A 20,621-nucleotide genomic window follows, 5' to 3' on the forward strand; every position below is an offset into this window, starting at 1 on the left:
GCACCGGTACCGCGCACGACCCGGCCCACCGGGCGAACCGGGCACCGGACACCGGGCACCGGACGCCCCGGCGTCACGGGCTGAACATCGAACCGGGGTTGAACAGGTTCCCCGGGTCCAGCGCCTGCTTGATCCCGCGGTGCACCCGCAGGCCGACCGGCCCGATCTCGGTGGCCAGCCACTCCCGCTTGATCTTGCCGACGCCGTGCTCGCCGGTGATCGTGCCGCCCAGCTCCAGCCCCAGCCCCAGAATCCGGTCGAACGCCGCGCGCGCCCGCGCGAACTCGTCCGCCGAGGACGGGTCGTACACGATCGTCGGGTGCATGTTGCCGTCGCCGGCGTGCCCGGTGACCGCGATCCGCAGCCCCGCCTCCGCGCTGATCAGCTCGCACCCCGCGATCAGGTCGGCGATCCGGTTCCGGGGCACGCACACGTCGTCGGTCAGCCACGCGCCGTACAGCTCCAGCGCCATCAGCACCGACCGGCGCGCGGTCAGCAGGTCGCGCCCCTCGGCCAGGTCGTCCGTCACGTAGGTCAGCACCGCGCCCGAGTCGGCGCACACCTGCTCGATGGCGGCCAGCTCCCGCCGGGCGGCCTCGCCGCCGGAGTCGGACTGGCAGAGCAGCAGCGCCGCGTCGGCGTTCAGGTCGGTCTTCAGGTACTGCTCGACGGCCTTGATGGACGTGCGGTCCATGATCTCCATCAGCGACGGCACGACGCCCTCGCGCACCACCCGCGCCACCGCGGCGCCCGCCGCCACCGTGGTGTCGAACGTCGCCACCAGCGTCGACGGCGCCTGCGGCAACGGCCGCAGCGCGAGGGTGGCCCGCGTGATGACGCCCAGGGTGCCCTCGCTGCCGACGAACAGCTTGGTCAGGTCGTACCCGGCGACGCCCTTGACGGTGCGCCGCCCCGTCTTCAGCAGCGAGCCGTCGGCCAGCACCACCTCGACGCCCAGCACCGAGTCGGTCGTGACGCCGTACTTGACGCAGCACAGGCCGCCCGCGTTGGTGGAGAGGTTCCCGCCGATCGTGCACCAGTCGTAGCTGGACGGGTCGGGCGGGTAGAACAGGCCGTGCTTCTCGACGGCGGCGCGCAGGTCGAGGTTCACCACACCCGGCTCCACGACGGCCAGCCGGTTGTCCGGGTCGACCTCGACGATGGCGTTCATCTTCGTGGTGACCAGCACCACACACCCGTCGATCGCGTTCGCCGCGCCCGACAGCCCGCTGCCCGCGCCGCGCGGCACGATGGGCGTCCGGTGCGCCGCGCACGCCCGCACCACGGCCTGCACCTGCTCGGTGGACGACGGCAGCACCACCGCCAAGGGCTGCCCGTACGGCGCGAGCGGCATCATGTCGCGCTGGTACGCGACCGTCACGTCGGCGTCCGTCAGCACCGCGTCCGAGCCCACGGCCGCGCGCAGTTCGGTGAGCAGGGCCTCCATACCGCCACGGTAACCCGCTGGGACGCTCCGTGTCCGGACGACTTCGGAGCGAACCCGAAGCCGAGCTTTCGACGAGCGTTCGCCCGGAGTCGCCCTGAACGCGGTGGGCGGCCACGTAGGGTGGGGCCGTGGTGTTGTCCGCATCGTCCGAAGTCGTCGCGTTCGCTCCCCTGGAGACCGCCGGCCCGCTGGCCGTGTGGCTCATCACGCTGAGCTTCGTGTTCTTCGAGTGCGCGTTCATCTTCGGCCTGTTCCTGCCCGGCGACTCGCTGCTGTTCGCCGCAGGCGTCGTGCTCGCGCAGCACGACGGCGAGCTGAGCGCGTGGCTGCTCTCGGTCGCCGCCATGGTCGTCGCCGTGGTCGGGAACCAGATCGGCTACTACGTCGGTCGGCACACCGGGACCAGGCTCCTCGCCAGGCGCGGCGGCAAGGTGCTCAGCCGGGAGAAGCTCGACAAGGCGCGCGACTTCCTGGACCGGCGCGGCTTCCTGGCCATCGTGCTGGCCCGCTGGATCCCCTGGGTGCGGACGCTCGCCCCGATGATCGCCGGCGCGGCGGGCATGGACCCGCGCAGGTTCATGCTGGCCACCACCGTCGGCGCGCTGGCGTGGGTGCCGACCCTGGTCCTGGCGGGCTACTACGGCGCGGGCCTGCTCAACTCCGTGCCGTGGTTGCAGACGGCGGCCGTGGTCCTGAGCGTGGCGTTCTTCGTCGTCGGCACCGCCTACGGCCTCTACCGGTACCGCCAGGAGATGCGCAAGCCGGTCGAGGAAGAGGTCGGTTCGACCAACGCCTAGCTAGCGCAGGTCGGTGATCAGCAGGTCGGCGGTCGACTTCGAGGCGTTGACCAGCAGCGCGTTGACGTGGTCCGGGCCGTTGAGCACGCGTTCGCGGGCCTCGTCCACCGAGCGCCCGTACCGCACGTGCCGGTCGATCAGCCGGGCCACCCGCACGTCCTCGTCGACCAGCAGGAACCACGCCTCGTCCAGCACGGTGCGCACGCCCTGCCACTTGTCGTACTGGAGGAGGAGGTAGTTGCCCTCGGTCACCACCAGCGGCACGTCCGGCGGCACCGGCACGGCGCACGCCACCGGCTCCTCGATCTCGCGGCGGAACTCCGGCGCGTAGACCACGTCGGGCCCGCACGCCTTCAGCCGGCCGAGCAGGTCCACGTACCCGGAGATGTCGAACGTGTCCGGCGCGCCCTTGCGATCGGCGATGCCGAGCCGCTCCAACTCCTTCTGCGCCAAGTGGAACCCGTCCATCTCCACGAGGACGGCCAGGCCACCCAACGCACCGACCAACCGCCGGGCCAACGTCGACTTCCCCGAACCGGGCGCACCCCCGATCCCCAACAACCGCCGCTCCCCGGAGCCCGCCAGCCCCCGAGCCCGATCGACCAACTCGCTGAACAGCACTGTGTTATTTTGCCGCTGCTCCGCAGACGGCGGGCTCGGCCGCCTGAAAGTCGGCCTGTCGGGTCTGATTTCCCGCCGATCGAAAAGCATGATCGTCGGGAAATGAGACCCGACAGGCCGACGCGGCCTCGCGGCGCGGGAGCAAGGCCGGTCCTGTCCCCGACTCGGCCCAAGACCGCACCCGGACGCTCCCCGCGACAACCACATCCGAACTGTCCTCACCTGTCCCCGCACCGCGAGGCCGCGTCGGTCTGTCGCGGCTCATTCGCCGACGATCGCGCTTTATGATCGGCGGCGAATCAGCCGCGATGGACCGACCACCAAGCGGCCTCGCCGCCGCCTGCGGAGCAGCGGCCACCAGGCACAGCCGCGTCGGCCTGTCACGGCTCATTTTCTGTCGATCGCGCTTTATGATCGACAGAAAATCAGGCGTGATGGGCCGACTCCCAGGCGGCCTCGCCCGCCGTCTGCGGAGCAGCGGCAATCCAACACAGCGGCAATCCAACACAGGGGTCTCGATGGTCACCATGAAGGAGGTCGCCGCGTTGGCGGGCGTCTCCATCACCACGGTCTCGCACGTCGTCAACGAGACCCGGTCGGTGGCGTCGAGCACCAGGGAGCGGGTGCTCCGGGCCATCGCCGAGACCGGCTACACGGGTGACGCCATCGCCCGCTCGCTGGTCACCGGCGGCACGAAGTCGCTCGGCCTCGCCGTGTCGCTGGTGTCGCACCCGTACTTCGCCGAGCTGATCGCCGCCATCGAGGGCGAGGCCACCGCCGCCGGGTACACGCTGGTCCTGATCGACACGCGCGACTCCGCCGAGTCGGAGCGGGCCGCCGTCCGGATGCTGCGGTCCCGCCGGGTCGACGGGGTGCTGCTCACCCCGACCTCCGGGTCCGCGGCGCTGCCCGAGCTGCGCCGGCTGGGCGTGCCGACGGTGCTGGTGGACCGGCTGACGGTGGCCCGCGACCTGGACCAGGTGGGCCCGGAGAACGTGCAGGCCACGTCGGCGCTGGTGCGGCACCTCGCCGAGCTGGGGCACCGGCGGATCGGCCTGGTCACCGGCACGCCGGGGCTCGCGACCACCGACGAGCGCGTGCTGGGCTACCGGCTCGGGCTGGGCCGCGCCGGCCTGGCGTGGGACGAGGAGCTGGTCGCGGGCGCGCTCGACCCGTTGCTGGGCCGGGTGTCGGCGGTCGTGGTGGGCGACCACCAGGTGCTGGTGGAGGTGGTGCGCACGGCCCGCGCGCGGGGCGTGCGGATCGGCGCGGACCTGGCCCTGGTGACCTACGACGAGGTGGAGTGGGCCGAGCTGGTCGACCCGCCGCTGACCAGCATGGCGCAGCCGGTGGAGGAGATCGGCCGCACCGCCGTCCGGCTGCTGCTGGCCCGCATCGCGGAACCGGACCGCGCGCCGGAGACGATCCGCCTGCCGCCCGCGTTCCGGCACCGTCAGTCCTGCGGGTGCCGCTAGCGCGGGTACCTTCACCACCGCGGCGGCGGGAAGCCGTTGCGCTCCAACAGGGCCGCCGCCTCCAACGCCATCCAGCCGCCGAGCTGGACGGACAGGTCCCGTTCGGCGCCGCCGTTGACCGGCCGCATCGCCCGTTCCGTCCACTCCGGACCGAACAGCGGTCCGCTGACCACCATCAGGCGGTTCGACCACGCCGCCTCGGCCGAGGAGAACACGAGTTCCGCGGCGCGCTCCGCCTCCGGCCGGTCGAGCCGCAGCGCCGCGAGCGCGAGGTAGCGCACCAGGATCCCGCCGAACAGCCCGCCGTCGCCGCCGCCCTGGCCGCGCACCACGCCGTCGGTGGCGAGCACCTTGTCCACGGCCGTGATGATCCGCGCGGCCCGGTCGGCGTACCGGTCGCCGCCGAGTTCGACGCACGCGCCGAGCATCACGCCCTGGCAGTAGGTGTAGAGGTTCCGCTCGACCTCGCGGACCGAGCCGTCCGGGTGGACGTGCAGGCCGTCCCAGTACAGCCCGGTCTCGTCGTCCAGCAGGTTGTCCTCGACCCAGTCCGCGATGGACCGGGCGCGGCCGAGGTCGGTGCGCTCGCCGCCGCGGCGGGCGAGCCGGGCGAAGAAGATCGCCGCCGGCCCGTTGGCGGGCACGTTCTTGAAGTCGTCGTGGCGCTTCCACCAGATGCCGCCGCCGGCGTGGTCGGTCCACCCTGAGCGCAGCCTGCGCGCGATGGCGTCGACCGCCTTGGGCTTCGCGACGCCCGCGTCGGCGGCCCGCTGGAGCGCCAGCCCGAGCCACGCGACGTCGTCGTAGAAGTCGTTCGTCCAGCCGACGACGTTGCGCACCCGGATACCGCGCACCAGCCGCCGGACGACGCGCAGGCGGGCGGCGGAGGGCGCGCGGAGCTGGGCGTCGAGGAGGCAGTCGAGCAGGTGCGCCTGCCACCAGTAGCCGAACCGGACGTGCGCGCGGGACGCCCAGTCGACCGGCCAGCCGGCGGAGCCGAGGCGCGTGCCGGGCAGCCCCCACACGCGTCGGAGGTGACGGGATTCGACGGCACGTTCGGCGACGCCCGCACGGGCGGCGAGGAGCTTGGGCGGCGTCACGAAACCCAGCTTCCGCGCTTGACCGATCAAGACGCTCGTCGGAACAGTTCCCAGTGGTAGAGGGCCATGCCCACGCTCGTCGTCAGGTTGTAGCTGGACACCTTCGGCCGCATCGGCAGCGACACGACCCGGTCGGCCCGCGCCCGCACCGCGGCGGACAGCCCGTGCCGCTCCGAGCCGAACGCCAGCACCGCGTCGTCCGGCAGCCGGGCGTCGCGCAGGGCCTCCCCGCCGGCGTCGAACGCGATCACCTCGCCCGCCACGTCGGCCACCGAGTCGAGCCGGTCCACCGGCAGCGCGAAGTGCAGCCCCGCGCTGCCCCGCAGCACGGCCGGGTGCCACGGGTCGACGTCGCCGAGCGAGACGACCCCGCTCGCGCCCAGCCCGGCGGCCACGCGGACCACCGCCCCGAGGTTGCCGGGGTTGCGGGGGTTGTCCAGCAGCACCAGCGGCGCGGTGCGCCCGGCGGCGTCGACCCGCCGCGCGGGCCGCTCGGCGAGCCCGCCCACCCCGGTCGGGTGCGACCGGCCGATCACCCGGACGAACCCGGCCGCGTCGACCTCGGTGGCGCGCTCGGCGAAGACGTCCACCAGGTCGGGCGCGTGGGACCGGGCGAGGGCCACCGCCCCGGCGCGGTCGAGCACCACCACGGGCGCCACGACGGCCCCGAACCGCAGGGCGTGCTTGACCGCGTGGAAACCCTCCAACGTCACCTTCACCGGACCATCATGCTCGGCCGGGCGGCGCGCACCGCCGGGGCTCGGCCGTCAGCGGCACGCCTCGGTGCGGTGCGGCGCCGCGTGCGCGGCCCGCCGCCGCAGGCAGAACCCGGCCCACGAGGCGGCGACCGCGAGGCCGACCACCAGCTGCACGGTGCCGGCGGCCGACTCCGGGTACAGCACGCCGTCGAGGTAGGTGTCGATGAAACCGCTGGTCAGCTCGGGTCGACCGGCGGCGACCCGGAAGGTGTTCTCCAGCCACGTCAACGGGCAGGCCACCGGGAACAGCACGACCAGCAGGCCCCACGCGGCCATCGCGACGTGGGGGTAGATCAGCCAGGGCGTCCGCCAGGCCAGGAAGCCGCCCACCACCAGGAACAGGAGCACCCCGAAGTGGACCACCATGACCAGATCGGCCAGCGCCCACGCGACCATAGCGACCTCCCTGCACCCCAGAGTAGGCCGCGGTGTGGTGCCGTGCGCGGCATATAACGCGCGTCACCCGCGCGGCAGCGCCTGCCACGGCACGCCCGCCGCGACGTCCAGCAGCAGGTCGGCGAGGTGCCCGAGCGGCGCCTGGAGCACCGGTCCGGGCACGGCCGCCGCGAGGTTGTGCTCGTCGAACGCGATCGCGGTGCCGTTCGCCCGCGGGTCCTGGAGCAGCGCGGCGGTCAGGCCGGAGCCCAGCAGCGCCGAGGCGAACGCCGGGTTCTTGCGGCGCACCTCGTAGCGCGCGTCGAACGCCGGGTCGCCGGTCGCCACGGGCTGCTCGAACAGGCCCCACGCGCGGTCCTCGCGCGGGCTGATCAGCACCCACGGGCCAGGCATCGGGCGCGGCACGACGACCACCGAGTACGTCCGGTACGCCGCGGTCACCGCGTTGTCCGCGCGCAGCACCACCTCGACCGCCAGCACGGGCACGCCGCGCCAGTGGCCGACGAGCTGGGACTTCACCCGGCTGCGGTCGGCCTCCAGCAGCCGGCCGAGCTGCGGCACGCGTTCCGGGAAGCCCTGGTCCTCGGCGACGAACCGCCAGCCGAGGGCCGCTTCCAGGGCCCGCATCCGCTGCTCCCACTCGGTCGCGAACCCCTGGTTCGCGACCGGGTGGCGCCTGCGCCGCGACAGCCCCACGGCGATCCCCACCGCGAGGACCGCCACGAGCAGCACCAGCAGGAGGACGCCGACCATCAGGCCAAGCCGAGGTCGGCGAGGTCCAGCAGGTAGCGGTACGGCAGGCCCTCGGCCTCGATCACCTCACGCGCGCCGGTGGCGCGGTCGACGACGGTCGCGACGCCCACCACGTGCGCGCCCGCCTCGCGCAGGGCCTCGACGGCCGTGAGCACGCTGCTCCCCGTCGTCGAGGTGTCCTCCACCGCGAGCACGCGCTGGCCGGCGACCTCGATGCCCTCGATCCGGCGCTGCATGCCGTGCTGCTTGGTCGCCTTGCGCACCACGAACGCGTCCAGCACGTCGCCGGCCGCCGCCGCCGCGTGCATCATCGCGCAGGCCACGGGGTCCGCGCCCAGCGTGAGGCCGCCCGCCGCGACGAAGTCCCAGTCGGCGGTGAGCTGGCGGAGGAGCCTGCCGATCAGCGGGGCCGCGGCGTGGTGCAGCGTCGCGCGGCGCAGGTCGATGTAGTAGTCGGCCTCGGCGCCCGAGGACAACGTCACCTTGCCGTGCACGACGGCCAACTCGCTCACCAACCGCGCCAGTTCGGCCTTGGCGCCGGAGTCCAGAACCACTTCAGTTCGCACGGGGTCCAAGACTGTCATACGCCCGTACGCTGGCACACCGTGACGCTTCCCGACACCCTGATCATCGAGCAGCCGTGGGGCGCCGCCCGGCACCTGTTCGGCACCCGCTACGAGACCCGCGCCTACACCGAGCACGGCGCGCCGGTGGCGGTGGCGGCGGACCGCAAGGGGCTCGGGCCGCTGCGCAAGCTCCTCCGCACCACGGGTTTCTCCGGTCGCACGACGTTCGACCTGGTGGTGTCGCACCTCGGGCAGCCGCTGCTGCTGGTCCGGAAAGGACCGGGCAAGCCGCCCACGCGGGTGTCCCGACCGGACGGCGCGCCGCTGGGCTCGGTGCGCCGGGAGAGCCGCAGCCACTACGCGCTGCTCGACCCGTCCGGGCAGCGGATCTGCTACTTCGGCGACGTCGCCGGCTTCACGCAGGGCGCGATCGCCAAGCGGGACGGCCGGCGGGTGCGCCGGGACGTGCTGCACGTGCGCCCCGGCACGCCCGAGCCGGCGCGGACGCTGGCGCTCGCGGTGGGGCTGGCGTTCGACGTGGTGCGCGGCGTCGGCACCAGCCACACCGGTGGCGGCGGGTTCGACTTCCCCGCCGCCTGACCGGCGCTACCAGGCGTCCTCGGTGAACTGCCCCGGTTCGTCGTCGTCGTCGCGACCGCGGCGCGGGTTGCCCGCGGCGGCGACGTCCTCGGGGTCGTGGCCCTCCTGGAGCGCCCGGTAGGCCCGTTGCAGCTCGGGCACGCCCGCCTGCAACGCGCGCTGCACGCCCTCGTCGCCCGCCCGCTCGCCGGACGCGACGTCCTGCCAGGTCAGCTCGCCCGCCTCGACCCGGCGGGCGAGGTCGCGCAGCTCCCTCGGCGCGCCGGGGCCGGAGGCGTACCGGGAGATCTCGGCGTAGTCCGCCTCGGACAGCCCCTTGGTCCTCAGCTGCACCCCGGCGGCCTCGCGCGAGACCCGCTCCGCGTCCGACATGCGCTTGTCGACCTCGGCGACCAGCGCCTCCAGCCGAGCCCGGTCGTAGGGGAAGGTCACTGCCCACCACCGCCACCGGCGCCGCTCGGGGCGGGCGCGGGAGCGCCGCCGCCACCGGTGCCACCACCGCCGGTGCCGCCGCCACCGCCACCGGACCCGCCCGCGCTGTACCGGCCCGTGCCGCCGACGGCACCCTTCAGCCCGTAGCCGTCCAGCGCGAGGCTGAACGCGCCGGACTTCACGGCCGACTTGCCGTTGTCGAACTTCTGCTTGCCGTCCTGCACGCCGTCGACCACGTCGAGCAGGTCGTTGACGTCGCGCACGTCCTTGAGCTTGGCCAACGCGGTGCCCATCGCGACGATGCCGTCCACCATGCCCTGGACGCCCTCGATGATGGTCTGGATGGAGAGGATGATCTTGCGGATGGCGTCCACGATCTGGATGGCGTCGTAGACCATCCACACCGCCTTGCCCCAGCCGACCACCGGGATGGGCGCCATCAGCACGGCTTCCATCAGCTTGGTGACCAGCTTGTCCAGCAGGGTCAGCGCGAGGCTGGTGGCCGTGCGGCAGGTCGACGCCAGCGACTGGAACTTGTTGCCGATGATGCGCGCGACCTGCGAGTCCGCCTCGATGGCGAGCACCCACATGGTGCTCATGCGCTGCTCGAACGCCTGCGCCGCGTCGCCCTCCCAGTGCGGGGACAGCTGCTCGACGCCCGCGCCCACGTTGTGCCGCACGGAGTCCAGGGCCTTCGACACCTGGTCCCACGCGTTGGCGTTGGCGTCGATCTTCTCGAAGTCGCCCAGCAGCGGGTTGATCAGCGACTCGACCAGGTTCTCCCCGGTGACCTTCTCGTAGATCCAGTTGACGCCCTGGATCTTCCAGCCGGCCTTCTCGATCAGCTCCTTGGTGGTCTGCCTGCCCGGCCGGTCCTCGGCGGCGGCCCGGAGCGCGGCGGAGGGGTCCTCGACGTCGGCGTACGCGGTCACCGGCCACCCCCGAGCACCGGCGCGTCCGCGGCCTCGGCCAGCTTGGCCAGGACCTGGTCGAGGACGCCCAGCGCGGCCTCCTCGCCCTTGGCGTACAGGTCGGCGGCCTTGGTCAGCCCCTCGGCCTCCCTGGTCATCATCCGGTTCGCGAAGTCCAGCGTCTCGCCGTAGAGGTTCGCGACGCCGGTCACGACCGGGTGCAGCAGCGAGAGCAGGCCGGTGAAGCCCGCCGTGTCACCGCCCTTGGTGACCGCGTGGTCCTTGATGGTCAGGAAGTGCTGTGCGTTGCGGGTCAGCAGCTCGCCGTACCCGTGCAACTCCGCAGGCTCGACCTTGAAACCGTCGCCCATAGACCGCTCCCTCCTCCTCCGATGCGCCGGAGTGGGACGGTCCGAACGGCCGCCGGGTTCCCACCGTTCGCGGGGAATCGGCGCGCGGCGGTCAGGTGCGACCGCGCGCGCCCGCCGCGCGGGACGCCAGGGCGCGCAGCAGCGGGCGCGGGACGAGCCTGCTCAGCGTGGTGATGGCCTTGTACTGGAGCCCCGGTATGGACAGCTGCCGCCCGGCGCGCAGGTCGGCGAGGCAGTCGTGCACGACGCGGTCGGCGTCCAGCCAGAGGAACTCCGGCGTCCCGGACATGTCGATGCGCGCCCGCTCGTGGAACTCGGTGTGCACGAAACCGGGGCACAGGGCGAGCACGCGGACGCCGGTGCCCGCCGTCGCCTGCGCCATGCCCTCGGAGAACGCCGTCACCCACGCCTTGTCGGCGCTGTAGGTCGAGCCGCGGCCGGGCAGGAAGCCCGCGACGCTCGACACGTTGACCACCGCGCCGCGGCGGCGGCGCACCATGCCGGGCAGCGCGGCGCGGGTCAGCCGCAGCACGCTGGTGACGTTGACGTCGAGCTGGCCCTGGAGCCGGTCCGCGTCGGCGTCGAAGAATTCACCCGAAATAGCGAACCCGGCGTTGTTCACCAGGAGGTCGAACGGGCGGGTCTCCAGCACGCGCTCGACCCCCGCGCGGTCCTCCGCCGAGGCGAGGTCGGCGGGCAGCACGTCGACGGCGACACCGTGCCGCTCGCGCAGCCCGGCGGCGGTCTTCTCCAGCCGGTCCGCGGTGCGGGCGACCAGCACCAGGTCGTGGCCCTCGGCGGCGAGCCTGCGCGCGAACGCGGCGCCGAGGCCCGCCGTCGCGCCGGTGACCAGGGCGAGCGGCGGCGTCACGACTTGCGCCCGAACTGCGGGCGGTGGACCTCGCCGCCGGCTTCGAGCTCCGGATCGGCGTCGAACGGGTCGACCACGTCTGCCAACTCCCCGAGGTCTCGCAGCAGTCTCTCCAGGCGGGCGGGCGTCGAGTTCGGCGGCGCGGCGGCCAGCACCCAGTCGTTCTCCAGCCAGACCACGGTGACGTCCGCGCCGATCTCCTCGGCGGCGTCCACCAGGTCCGGGGTGATCAGCCTGCGGGCGGCGGCCAGCTCGCCGACGAACGCGTACCGCGAGCCGACCGGCCCGAGCAGGTCGGGCATCTGGTCGCGCTGGAACGGCACGCTCGGCAGCCACAGCTCGACCACCACGCCGAGCGCGCGCCGGCAGCGCACGCCGACCAGCACCGAGTTGACCTTGCCGCCGGTCTCGTGGTCGAGCACGTAGACCTGGCGGCGGCCGTCCGCGGTGAACGTCGAGCCCGCCACCACGTCCTTCGCCACGCCCGTGCCGTAGTACGCGATCGCGCCGCTCTCCCAGCGGGTGGGCAGCACGTGGTCGGTCTCCTCGAACTGCCACCCGCGCAACGCCGCCCACCGCCGCCGCTCGCGGTTGCGCGCGGTGCGCTGCGCTCGGTCGGTGGCGAGCAGAGCGAACCCCGCCACGCCCGCGACGGCGGCGACGGTGAACCAGACCCACGCCGGTATGCCCACGGGTGCGAGGGTAGCGGCAGTGGCCGGCAGAACGAAGATCACCGCCGCGAGTGTCGGCACCACGCCGCCACCCCCACCCCCCACCCCTATCCCCTACGCCCCTGTCCCCCGTTACCTTTTTCGTAGCTCCTGATCAAGGAGTTGTGGTCGCCGGGTCCGGCATGACTGACGCCCCCAGCCGAAGGCATGATCCGGGGGGGGGTGGTGTCACCGGACCCGGTGGCATCGCCGGACCGCTGATAGGGACACGGCCGCCCGCCGGGCAGGTCTCGTCGTAACGTGGGTGCCGGCCTGCGATGCCCACCGCGCGACCACCCGCGACGAACGAACGGCACGACCGATGACCAGTACTTTCGGGGTGTTCCTCGGCCTGGACGTGGGCAAGGGCGAACACCACGCCGTGGGCCTGGACCCCGCCGGGAAGCGGCTGCACGACGCACCGCTGCCCAACAGCGAACCGAAGCTGCGCGCGTTGTTCGACAAGCTCGCCGTCCACGGGCCGCTGCTGGTGGTGGTCGACCAACCCGCCACGATCGGGGCGCTGCCGGTCGCGGTGGCCCGCGCGGCCGGTCACCGGGTGGCCTACCTGCCCGGTCTGGCCATGCGCCGCATCGCCGACCTCTACCCCGGCCGGGCCAAGACCGACGCCCGCGACGCGTTCGTCATCGCCGACGCCGCCCGGAGCCTGCCGCACACCCTGCGCCCGGTCGACGTCGGTGACGACGCCCTGGCGGAGCTGGACGTGCTGGTCGGGTTCGACGACGACCTGGCCGGCGAGGCCACCCGGATCGCCAACCGCATCCGCGGCCTGCTCACCGGCGTCCACCCCGCCCTGGAACGCGCCATCGGCCCCCGCATCACCCACCCGGCGGTGCTGGAGATCCTGTCCCGCTGCGGCGGCCCGACCGGCATCGCCAAAGCTGGCCGCCGCAAACTCACCGCGATCGCCACCGCACACGCGCCCCGCATCGGCGAGGAGCTGGTCGCCACGATCCTGGCCGCGCTGGACGAACAGACCGTCACCGTTCCCGGCACAACGGCAGCGGACACCGTGCTGCCGCGTCTGGCCGACAGCCTGAAGACCGTTCTCCTGCAACGCAAACAGGTCGCCGCCGAAGTCGAAGGGATACTCGATGCGCACCCTCTCGCCGGGGTCCTGACCTCCATGCCCGGCATCGGGGTCAGGACCGCAGCCCGCATCCTGCTCGAGATCGGCGACGCCTCGGCCTTCAAGTCCTCCGGGCACCTGGCCGCCTACGCCGGCATCGCCCCCGTCACCCGCAGCTCCGGCAGCAGCATCAAGGGCGAACACCCGGCCCGCACCGGCAACCGCAAACTCAAACGCGCGTTCTTCCTCGCCGCGTTCGCCGCCCTCTCCGACCCGACCAGCAGGGCCTACTACCAGCGCAAACGAGACCAGGGAAAGAAACACAACGCCGCCCTGATCTGCCTGGCCCGACGACGCTGCGACGTCCTGTTCGCCATGCTCCGCACCAAAACCCACTACCGACACCCCGAGACCACTTCTGCCCCGGCTGCGGCTTGACAACCACATAGGGACACCCCCCGATCCCCCGCGCCGCGAGGCCGCCGTCGGGCTGTCGCGCCTCATTTCCCGCCGATCACGCTTTTCGATCGGCGGGAAATCAGGCGCGACAGCCCGACCACAGGGCGGCCGAGCCCGCCGTCTGCGAAGCAGCGGCAATCCAACACAGCCCGCCTCTGCTCTCCCTACCCCCTGCCCACGATCAGGCCCGACTGGTCTTCCAGCACGTCCACCGCCACCGTGTCGCCGTCGCGGACCTCCCCGGACAGCAGTTCCCTCGCCAGTTGGTCGCCGATCGACGACTGCACCAGGCGCCGCAGCGGGCGCGCGCCGTACACCGGGTCGAAGCCGTTGATCGCCAGCCACTCGCGCGCCGCCGGCGTCACCTCCAGCAGCAGCCGGCGCTGGGCGAGCCGCCGCGCCAGCCGGTCGACCTGGATGTCCACGATCGAGGTCAGCTCCTCGGTGGCCAGCGCGTGGAACACCACCACGTCGTCCAGCCGGTTGAGGAACTCGGGCTTGAAGTGCGCCCGCACCACGGCCATCACCGCGTCGGTGCGCTGCCGCTCGTCCAGGTTGGCGTCCGCGATGACCTGCGAGCCGAGGTTCGAGGTGAGCACCAGGATGGTGTTGCGGAAGTCGACCGTCCGGCCCTGGCCGTCGGTCAGCCGCCCGTCGTCCAGCACCTGGAGCAGCACGTCGAACACGTCCGGGTGGGCCTTCTCGACCTCGTCCAGCAGCACGACACTGTACGGGCGGCGGCGCACGCTCTCGGTGAGCTGGCCGCCCTGGTCGTAGCCGACGTAGCCGGGGGGCGCGCCGACCAGCCGGGCCACCGAGTGCTTCTCGGAGTACTCGCTCATGTCGATGCGGATCATCGCCCGCTCGTCGTCGAACAGGAACTCGGCGAGCGCCTTGGCCAGCTCGGTCTTGCCGACGCCGGTCGGCCCGAGGAACAGGAAGCTGCCGGTCGGCCGGTCCGGGTCGGCCACGCCCGCGCGGGTGCGCCGGACGGCGTCGGAGACCACGCGGACCGCCTCGGCCTGCCCGACGACGCGCCTGCCCAGCTCCTCCTCCATGCGCAGCAGCTTCGCCGTCTCGCCCTCCAGCAGGCGGCCGGCCGGGATGCCGGTCCACGCGCTGACGACGTCCGCGACGTCGTCCGGCCCGACCTCCTCCTTCAGCATGACCGCCGCGTCCTGGGTGGTCCGGGTCGCGGCCTCCAGCTCCTTCTCCAGCGCGGGGATGCGGCCGTACCGGAGCTCGGCGGCCCGCCCGAGGTCGCCGTCGCGCTCGGCCCGCTCCGACTCGCCGCGCAGCTGCTCCAGCCGCTCCTTCAGGTCGCGGACCTTCTCGATGGAGCCCTTCTCGTTCTGCCAGCGCGCGGTGAGCGCGGCCAGCGCCTCGCGCCGCTCGGCCAGCTCGGCGCGCAGCGCGGCCAACCGCTCGCGGGACGCGTCGTCGGACTCCTTGGCGAGCGCCATCTCCTCGATCTCCAGCCGGCGGACGGCGCGCTCGACCTCGTCGATCTCGACGGGCCGCGAGTCGATCTCCATCCGGAGCCGGGACGCCGACTCGTCGACCAGGTCGATGGCCTTGTCCGGCAGGAACCGGGCCGTGATGTAGCGGTCGGACAGCGTCGCCGCCGCGACCAGGGCCGCGTCGGTGATGCGCACGCCGTGGTGCACCTCGTAGCGGTCCTTGAGGCCGCGCAGGATGCCGATCGTGTCCTCCACGGACGGCTCGCCCACCAGGACCTGCTGGAACCGGCGTTCCAGGGCCGGGTCCTTCTCGACGTGCTCGCGGTACTCGTCCAGGGTGGTCGCGCCGACCATGCGCAGCTCGCCGCGCGCCAGCATCGGCTTGATCATGTTGCCCGCGTCCATCGCCGACTCGCCGGTCGCGCCCGCGCCCACGATGGTGTGCAGCTCGTCGATGAACGTGATGACCTGGCCCGCCGAGTCGGTGATCTCCTTGAGCACGGCCTTCAGGCGCTCCTCGAACTCGCCGCGGTACTTCGCGCCCGCGACCATCGCGCCGAGGTCGAGCGCCACGACGCGCTTGCCGCGCAGCGACTCGGGCACGTCGCCCGCGATGATCCGCTGCGCGAGGCCCTCCACGATCGCGGTCTTGCCGACGCCGGGCTCGCCGATCAGGACGGGGTTGTTCTTGGTGCGCCGGGACAGCACCTGGACCACCCGGCGGATCTCGGCGTCCCGGCCGATCACCGGGTCGAGTTCGCCCTTGCGCGCGCGGGCGGTCAGGTCGACGCCGTACTTCTCCAGCGCCTTGTAGGTGCCCTCCGGGTCGGGGCTGGTCACCCGCGCCGAGCCGCGCACCTTGCCGAACGCCTCCTTCAGCGCGTCCGGCGTCGCGCCGTGCCGCTTGAGCAGGTCGGCCACCTGCCCGCCGTGCTCGGCCAGCCCGACCAGCAGGTGCTCGGTGGAGACGTACTCGTCGCCCATCCCGGTGGCCAGCTCCTGGGCCTTGCCGAGGACGCGGACCGCGTCGCGGGACAGCTGGGGCGCGGACACCGACGACCCGCTCGCCGCCGGGAGGGCGCGGGCCAGCGTCGACAGCTCCTCGTGCACCCGCGCGGGGTCGGCGCCCACGGCGGACAGCAGCGGCGCGGCCAGCCCGTCGCCCTGCGCCAGCAGCGCGCCGAGGAGGTGGACCGAGCTGACGTCGGGGTTGCCCGCGACGGTCGCCGCCTGCACGGCGGCGGACACGGCCTGCTGGGTCTTCGTGGTCGGGTTGAAAGCGTCCATTCCTCACCTCGGTCGGCGTGTCGTGCATGGGCCCGGCCCTGCGGCGCCGGTCCGTCCTCCCGGTCAACGTCAGAAAAGTTGAGCCGGTTCCGCTCAACCTACCGGAAGGGCGGTGTCGTGGCCCACACCTTGACCTCCACCATCATGGAGGTTTTACGGTCGGTGACATGACCGTGAAGCTGAACCACACGATCGTTTCCGCTCACGACGCCCGCGCCACCGCCGACTTCCTGGTCGAGGTCTTCGGCTTCGGCCCCGCCACCCCGTTCGGGCCGTTCCTGTCCGTCGAGACCGACAACGAGGTCACCCTCGACGTCATGGCGGTGACCGGGGACATCACGCCCCAGCACTACGCGTTCCTGGTGTCCGAGGCCGAGTTCGACCGGATCTTCGGCCGGGTGCGCGAGCGCGGCCTGCCGTACTGGGCCGACCCGTTCCACCGGCAGGCCGGCGAGATCAACACCAACGACGGCGGCCGGGGCGTCTACTTCGAGGACCCCAACGGGCACAACCTGGAGATCATCACCGTCCCGTACGGCGGTTAATACCGGTGCGCCCGGCCCGGTCCGCCCGTGATGATCCGCGCATGACGTCTCTTGTGCACAACATCACGTTCGACTGCCGGAACGCCTACGAGCTGGCCGGGTTCTGGAGCAGGGTCACGGGCCGCCCGCCGGCCGACGACGCCTCCCCCGGCGACCCCGAGGTGGTCATCCGGCCGGCCGGCGGCCCGAACCTGCTGTTCATCGAGGTCCCGGAAAGGAAGACGGCCAAGAACCGGGTGCACCTCGACCTCCAGCCCGAGTCCACGCGGGACGAGGAGGTGGAGCGGCTGCTCGGCGTCGGCGCCACCCTGGTGGAGGACCACCGCCGCCCCGACGGGACCGGCTGGGTGACGCTGGCCGACCCCGAGGGCAACGAGTTCTGCGTGGAGCGCAGCGCGGCCGAGCGCGCCGCCACCCCCTGATCGCACCCTTCGGCCGCAGCGAGTTGTCCACATCACTGGGATAGTTGTCCACAATCCGCAGGTGTGAATCCACAGGCCGTCGAGGCTGCCCGCACCGGTGCGGAGAGGCTGCCGCCGAGGGCGGGCACCCCGTCCCGTCGAGGGGCCGGGGCGGGGTCGCGACCGGTGGCGGGCGACCGCGCCGTGCTCGCCGGACGGTGGAGGACGACCCGCGCACCGGGTATACGTGGTGGGGAATAATCAGCCGGGAAGCGCAGCGCTGGTCACCGGCCGTGACCGGCCTGCACTCGAACGTGGCATCAAGGAGTCAACCGGCCAGTCGACGGGTTAGCCTCGCACCGTCGGGGATGGATGCTTGACGAGGACGTAGCGCCTTGCTGGCGCCGCCAGAAACGTGGAGACTGCGCCCGGACCATGACTGCGAACGCCGTGTTGAGCCCCATCCCGAGCCCGCCACACCGAGAACCTCCTCCGGGTGTCGCCGCAATGGTGCGGATGATCCGGGAGAGCTTCGCGGTGGTCGAGCCGCGCTCGGACGAGGTCGCGAAGTTCTTCTACGGGATGCTCTTCAGCCTCGCGCCGGCCACCCGCGAGATGTTCCCGGCGAACATGGAGGTGCAGCGGAGCAGGCTGCTCCGGGCCCTGGTCCACGTCGTGCAGATGGTGGACCGGCCCGACGACCTGATCCCGTTCCTCCGCCAGCTCGGGCGCGACCACCGCAAGTTCGGCGTGGTCAACGTGCACTACGAGTCGGTCGGGACGGCGCTGCTCGCCGCCGTGAAGAAGTACGCGGGCGACACGTGGACGCCGCAGGTCGAGCTGGCCTGGGCCGAGGCGTACACGATCATGGCCCGCGCCATGCAGGAGGCCGCGGCGGCCGACGACGGCCCCGCCTACTGGCACGCCACCGTCCTGGACCACCAGCGGGTGAGCTGGGACCTCGCCGTCGTCCGGCTCCAGCCGGACCACCCCATCGGCTACCGCGCCGGCCAGTACGTGAGCGTCGAGACGCCGCAGCGGGCGCGCCTGTGGCGGTACTACTCGCCCGCGAACGCGCCGCGCGACGACGGCATCATCGAGTTCCACATCCGCTCGGTCGAGGGCGGCTGGGTGAGCCGGTCGGTCGTCGGTCACACCCAACCGGGTGACGTGTGGCGCATCGGGCCGCCGATGGGCCGCCTGCACGTGGACCGCAAGTCCGGCCGCGACGTGCTCATGGTGGCGGGCGGCACCGGTGTCGCGCCGATGCACGCGATCATCGACGAGATGGCGCAGTGGGGCGAGAACCCGCGCGTGCACCTGTTCGTCGGCGGGCGCACCAGGGAAGACCTCTACGACCTGGACAACCTACAGCGGTTCGCCATGACCAACCCGTGGCTGACCGTCGTGCCGGTGCTGGAGTCCGACCCCAACGTGCGCGGCGTCGAGCAGGGCACCCTCGCCGACGTGGTCACCCGCTACGGGGCGTGGGAGGAGCGGGACGTGCTGGTGTGCGGGTCGCCGTCGATGATCCGGGCCACCGTGTCCCGGATGCTCGTCGCGGGCACCCCGCTGGACCGCATCAAGTACGACCCGTTCACGCTGGACTGAGCGGCCCGCGCGCGGTTCGGCACGCGCGGTTCGGGCCGCTCCGCGCGTCGTTCGAGCTGCTCGGGCGGCTCAGCGCTTGCGGTTCGGCTTCCAGACCACGAGCGCGGTCTCGTGGCGCACCGGCACGAGGTCGCGCCGCAGCGAGGCGTGCACCGACGCCGCCGCGTGCTCGGCGGCCGCCAGGGCCGACGCCAGCTCCTCCGTCAGCTCGGCCACGCGGGCGCGCAGCGCGCCCACCTCGTTCTCCAGCTCGATGATCCGCTTGATGCCGGCGAGGTTCACGCCCTCCTCCTGGGAGAGGCGCTGCACCTCGCGCAGCAGCACGATGTCGCGCATCGAGTACCGCCGCCCGCCACCGGGCGTGCGGCCGGGCGACACCAGGCCCAGTCGGTCGTAGGACCGGAGGGTCTGGGCGTGCAGACCGGACAGCTGGGCCGCCACGGAGATCACGAAGAACGGGGTGTCCTCGTCCGTTCCGGGCGGGAACGGAAAAGTCATGTCGACCTCTTCTCCACCAAGGCGTTCAGGTCCGCCCTCGGGTCGTGCCGGGCGGTGGCGGCGGCGTACGCCTCCAGCGCCTCGCGCGCCGCGGCGTCGAGGTTGTTCGGCACGGCCACCTGGAGGGTGATCAGCAGGTCGCCGACGCGGCCGTCCCGCCTGCCGATGCCCTTGCCCTTGGCGCGCAGCACCTGGCCGGACGCCGTGCCCGCGGGCACCTTCAAGGTCACCTTGCCGTCCAGCGTGGGCACGGTCAACGTGGTGCCCAGCGCCAGTTCGGGGAACGTCACGGGCACCGTCACGGTCAGGTTGTCGCCCGAGCGCCCGAACACCGGGTCCGGGTTGACGTGCACGCGGACGAACAGGTCACCGCTCGGCCCGTTGTTGCGCCCCGGCTCGCCCTGCCCGGCCAGCCTGATCCGCTGCCCGTCGTCCACGCCCGCCGGGATGCGGATGGTCAGCGTGCGGGTCCTGGTGCTGACGCCGTCGCCACCGCAGTCCGGGCACGGGTCGTCCACGATCCGCCCGGTGCCGCGGCAGTCCGCGCACGGCTCGGAGAACGCGAACGCGCCCTGGCTGCGGGTCACCAGGCCCGCGCCGGCGCAGTTCGGGCAGACGCGCGGCGTCGTGCCCGGCCGCGCGCCGGAACCGGCGCAGGTCGAGCAGGTCGCCGGGCTGGACAGCCGCATCGGCACCGTCGCGCCCCGCACGGCCTCCTGGAAGTCGATCCGCACGTCGGTCTCGACGTCCTCGCCGCGCCGCGGCCGGGTAGCGGACGTCGCCGCCCCGCTCCGCCGGTTGAACAGGCCGCCGAGCAGGTCGCCCAGACCGCCCATGCCACCGGCCTGCTGCTGCCGGTTGAACAGGTCGCCGACGTCGAACCCGCCGCCCTGCCCGAACCCGCCGGGAAAGCCGCCGCCGCCCGCGAACAGGCGACGGGCCTCGTCGTACTGCTTGCGCTTGGCGGCGTCCGACAGCACGCCGTACGCCTCGGACACGGCCTTGAACCGCGCCTCGGCCTTGGCGTCACCGGGGTTGGCGTCCGGGTGGAGCTCCCGCGCCAGCTTCCGGTACGACTTCTTGATCTCGTCGGCCGAGGCGTCCGAGGAGACACCCAGCTCCCGGTAGAAGTCCTTGTCGATCCAGTCTCTCGCACTCACCGGACGCCCCTGTGTTCAATTGCCTCGGCTCCGCCGAGGCGGGCGAGGCCGCCTGGAAGTCGGCCCATCGCGCCTGATTCCCCGCCGATCGAAAAGCGTGATCGGCGGGAAATGAGGCCCGACAGGCCGACGCGGCCTCGCTGTGTCGGATAGCCGCTGCTTCGCAGACGGCGGGCTCAGCCGCCTGGGAGTCGGCCCAGCGGGCCTGATTCCCCGCCGATCGAGAAGCGTGATCGGCGGAGAATGAGGCCCGACAGGCCGACGCGGCCTCGCGTGGTGGTCGGTTCGCCGGATCGGGGCCC

General features: G+C 72.8%; 22 protein-coding genes. 7 read left to right on the top strand and 15 right to left on the bottom strand.

What is annotated here, in order from left to right; all coding sequences use genetic code 11:
* Nucleotides 1–73: 73 nt before the first annotated feature.
* On the bottom strand, nt 74–1,447 hold the full coding sequence (locus C8E97_RS00585) for an FAD-binding oxidoreductase (RefSeq protein WP_121000609.1): 1,374 nt from the start codon (nt 1,445–1,447) through the stop codon (nt 74–76).
* Between the two features lie 128 nt (nt 1,448–1,575).
* Between C8E97_RS00585 and C8E97_RS00590 the strand changes: the two genes are divergently transcribed.
* Nucleotides 1,576–2,244 carry a DedA family protein gene (locus tag C8E97_RS00590; RefSeq protein ID WP_121000611.1) on the top strand — a complete coding sequence of 223 codons (669 nt, stop codon included), beginning with the start codon at nt 1,576–1,578 and terminating at the stop codon, nt 2,242–2,244.
* On the opposite strand, the gene C8E97_RS00595 is transcribed toward C8E97_RS00590, so the two are convergent.
* A complete protein-coding gene (locus C8E97_RS00595) occupies nt 2,245–3,072 on the bottom strand; it encodes a nucleoside/nucleotide kinase family protein (RefSeq protein WP_342776160.1) in 828 nt (275 codons plus the stop codon).
* Between the two features lie 311 nt (nt 3,073–3,383).
* Between C8E97_RS00595 and C8E97_RS00600 the strand changes: the two genes are divergently transcribed.
* A complete protein-coding gene (locus C8E97_RS00600; protein WP_121000615.1) occupies nt 3,384–4,340 on the top strand; it encodes a LacI family DNA-binding transcriptional regulator in 957 nt (318 codons plus the stop codon).
* 11 nt (nt 4,341–4,351) lie between these two features.
* Here the strand turns inward: C8E97_RS00600 and C8E97_RS00605 are convergent, their stop codons facing one another.
* The 5 genes from C8E97_RS00605 to pyrE all read right to left on the bottom strand — a co-directional run bounded on the left by C8E97_RS00605 (nt 4,352) and on the right by pyrE (nt 7,901).
* Nucleotides 4,352–5,440, bottom strand: coding sequence for a glycoside hydrolase family 76 protein (locus C8E97_RS00605; protein ID WP_121010489.1), 1,089 nt, complete (start codon nt 5,438–5,440; stop codon nt 4,352–4,354).
* 26 nt (nt 5,441–5,466) lie between these two features.
* On the bottom strand, nt 5,467–6,159 hold the full coding sequence (locus C8E97_RS00610; protein WP_121000617.1) for a TrmH family RNA methyltransferase: 693 nt from the start codon (nt 6,157–6,159) through the stop codon (nt 5,467–5,469).
* A gap of 48 nt (nt 6,160–6,207) precedes the next feature.
* A complete protein-coding gene (locus C8E97_RS00615; RefSeq protein WP_121000619.1) occupies nt 6,208–6,594 on the bottom strand; it encodes a DUF2784 domain-containing protein in 387 nt (128 codons plus the stop codon).
* Nucleotides 6,595–6,657: 63 nt separating this feature from the next.
* Nucleotides 6,658–7,347, bottom strand: coding sequence for a hypothetical protein (locus C8E97_RS00620; RefSeq protein WP_121000621.1), 690 nt, complete (start codon nt 7,345–7,347; stop codon nt 6,658–6,660).
* The gene (gene pyrE, locus C8E97_RS00625; protein WP_121000623.1) at nt 7,347–7,901 is read right to left on the bottom strand and encodes an orotate phosphoribosyltransferase; all 555 of its coding nucleotides are present in this window, start codon (nt 7,899–7,901) and stop codon (nt 7,347–7,349) included. Before pyrE ends, C8E97_RS00620 begins: the two co-directional genes overlap by 1 nt.
* Before the next feature lie 51 nt (nt 7,902–7,952).
* Here pyrE and C8E97_RS00630 point away from each other — a divergent pair, with 51 nt between their 5' ends.
* Nucleotides 7,953–8,513, top strand: a complete 561-nt coding sequence (locus tag C8E97_RS00630) for a hypothetical protein (protein WP_121000625.1) — start codon at nt 7,953–7,955, stop codon at nt 8,511–8,513.
* A gap of 6 nt (nt 8,514–8,519) precedes the next feature.
* Here the strand turns inward: C8E97_RS00630 and C8E97_RS00635 are convergent, their stop codons facing one another.
* From C8E97_RS00635 to C8E97_RS00655, 5 genes are all read right to left on the bottom strand, one after another.
* Nucleotides 8,520–8,945, bottom strand: coding sequence for a hypothetical protein (locus C8E97_RS00635; protein ID WP_121000627.1), 426 nt, complete (start codon nt 8,943–8,945; stop codon nt 8,520–8,522).
* Nucleotides 8,942–9,877, bottom strand: a complete 936-nt coding sequence (locus C8E97_RS00640) for a WXG100 family type VII secretion target (protein WP_121000629.1) — start codon at nt 9,875–9,877, stop codon at nt 8,942–8,944. The genes C8E97_RS00635 and C8E97_RS00640 overlap by 4 nt, the downstream gene beginning before the upstream one ends.
* Nucleotides 9,874–10,227 carry a hypothetical protein gene (locus C8E97_RS00645; protein ID WP_121000631.1) on the bottom strand — a complete coding sequence of 118 codons (354 nt, stop codon included), beginning with the start codon at nt 10,225–10,227 and terminating at the stop codon, nt 9,874–9,876. The genes C8E97_RS00640 and C8E97_RS00645 overlap by 4 nt, the downstream gene beginning before the upstream one ends.
* A gap of 91 nt (nt 10,228–10,318) precedes the next feature.
* Complete coding sequence (locus tag C8E97_RS00650) at nt 10,319–11,098, bottom strand: SDR family NAD(P)-dependent oxidoreductase (protein ID WP_121000633.1); 780 nt, start codon at nt 11,096–11,098, stop codon at nt 10,319–10,321.
* The gene (locus tag C8E97_RS00655) at nt 11,095–11,790 is read right to left on the bottom strand and encodes a type III secretion system chaperone family protein (RefSeq protein WP_121000635.1); all 696 of its coding nucleotides are present in this window, start codon (nt 11,788–11,790) and stop codon (nt 11,095–11,097) included. The genes C8E97_RS00650 and C8E97_RS00655 overlap by 4 nt, the downstream gene beginning before the upstream one ends.
* 340 nt (nt 11,791–12,130) lie before the next feature.
* On the opposite strand from C8E97_RS00655, the gene C8E97_RS00660 reads away from it, so the two are divergent.
* On the top strand, nt 12,131–13,336 hold the full coding sequence (locus C8E97_RS00660) for an IS110 family RNA-guided transposase (RefSeq protein ID WP_121000639.1): 1,206 nt from the start codon (nt 12,131–12,133) through the stop codon (nt 13,334–13,336).
* Between the two features lie 185 nt (nt 13,337–13,521).
* On the opposite strand, the gene clpB is transcribed toward C8E97_RS00660, so the two are convergent.
* The gene (gene clpB, locus C8E97_RS00665) at nt 13,522–16,104 is read right to left on the bottom strand and encodes an ATP-dependent chaperone ClpB (RefSeq protein ID WP_121000641.1); all 2,583 of its coding nucleotides are present in this window, start codon (nt 16,102–16,104) and stop codon (nt 13,522–13,524) included.
* 167 nt (nt 16,105–16,271) lie between these two features.
* Here clpB and C8E97_RS00670 point away from each other — a divergent pair, with 167 nt between their 5' ends.
* The 3 genes from C8E97_RS00670 (at nt 16,272) to C8E97_RS00680 (ending at nt 18,661) form a co-directional block, all read left to right on the top strand.
* A complete protein-coding gene (locus C8E97_RS00670) occupies nt 16,272–16,649 on the top strand; it encodes a VOC family protein (protein WP_121000643.1) in 378 nt (125 codons plus the stop codon).
* Between the two features lie 41 nt (nt 16,650–16,690).
* Nucleotides 16,691–17,071, top strand: a complete 381-nt coding sequence (locus tag C8E97_RS34205; protein WP_170211552.1) for a VOC family protein — start codon at nt 16,691–16,693, stop codon at nt 17,069–17,071.
* A 486-nt stretch (nt 17,072–17,557) separates the two neighbouring features.
* A complete protein-coding gene (locus C8E97_RS00680; protein WP_121000647.1) occupies nt 17,558–18,661 on the top strand; it encodes an FAD-binding oxidoreductase in 1,104 nt (367 codons plus the stop codon).
* Nucleotides 18,662–18,730: 69 nt separating this feature from the next.
* On the opposite strand, the gene C8E97_RS00685 is transcribed toward C8E97_RS00680, so the two are convergent.
* Together C8E97_RS00685 and dnaJ are read right to left on the bottom strand one after the other, a co-directional pair.
* The gene (locus C8E97_RS00685; RefSeq protein ID WP_121000649.1) at nt 18,731–19,159 is read right to left on the bottom strand and encodes a heat shock protein transcriptional repressor HspR; all 429 of its coding nucleotides are present in this window, start codon (nt 19,157–19,159) and stop codon (nt 18,731–18,733) included.
* A complete protein-coding gene (gene dnaJ / locus C8E97_RS00690) occupies nt 19,156–20,319 on the bottom strand; it encodes a molecular chaperone DnaJ (protein WP_121000651.1) in 1,164 nt (387 codons plus the stop codon). Before dnaJ ends, C8E97_RS00685 begins: the two co-directional genes overlap by 4 nt.
* Nucleotides 20,320–20,621: the final 302 nt, after the last annotated feature.

The sequence above is a fragment of the Saccharothrix australiensis genome, assembly GCF_003634935.1.
GTDB lineage: Bacteria > Actinomycetota > Actinomycetes > Mycobacteriales > Pseudonocardiaceae > Actinosynnema > Actinosynnema australiense.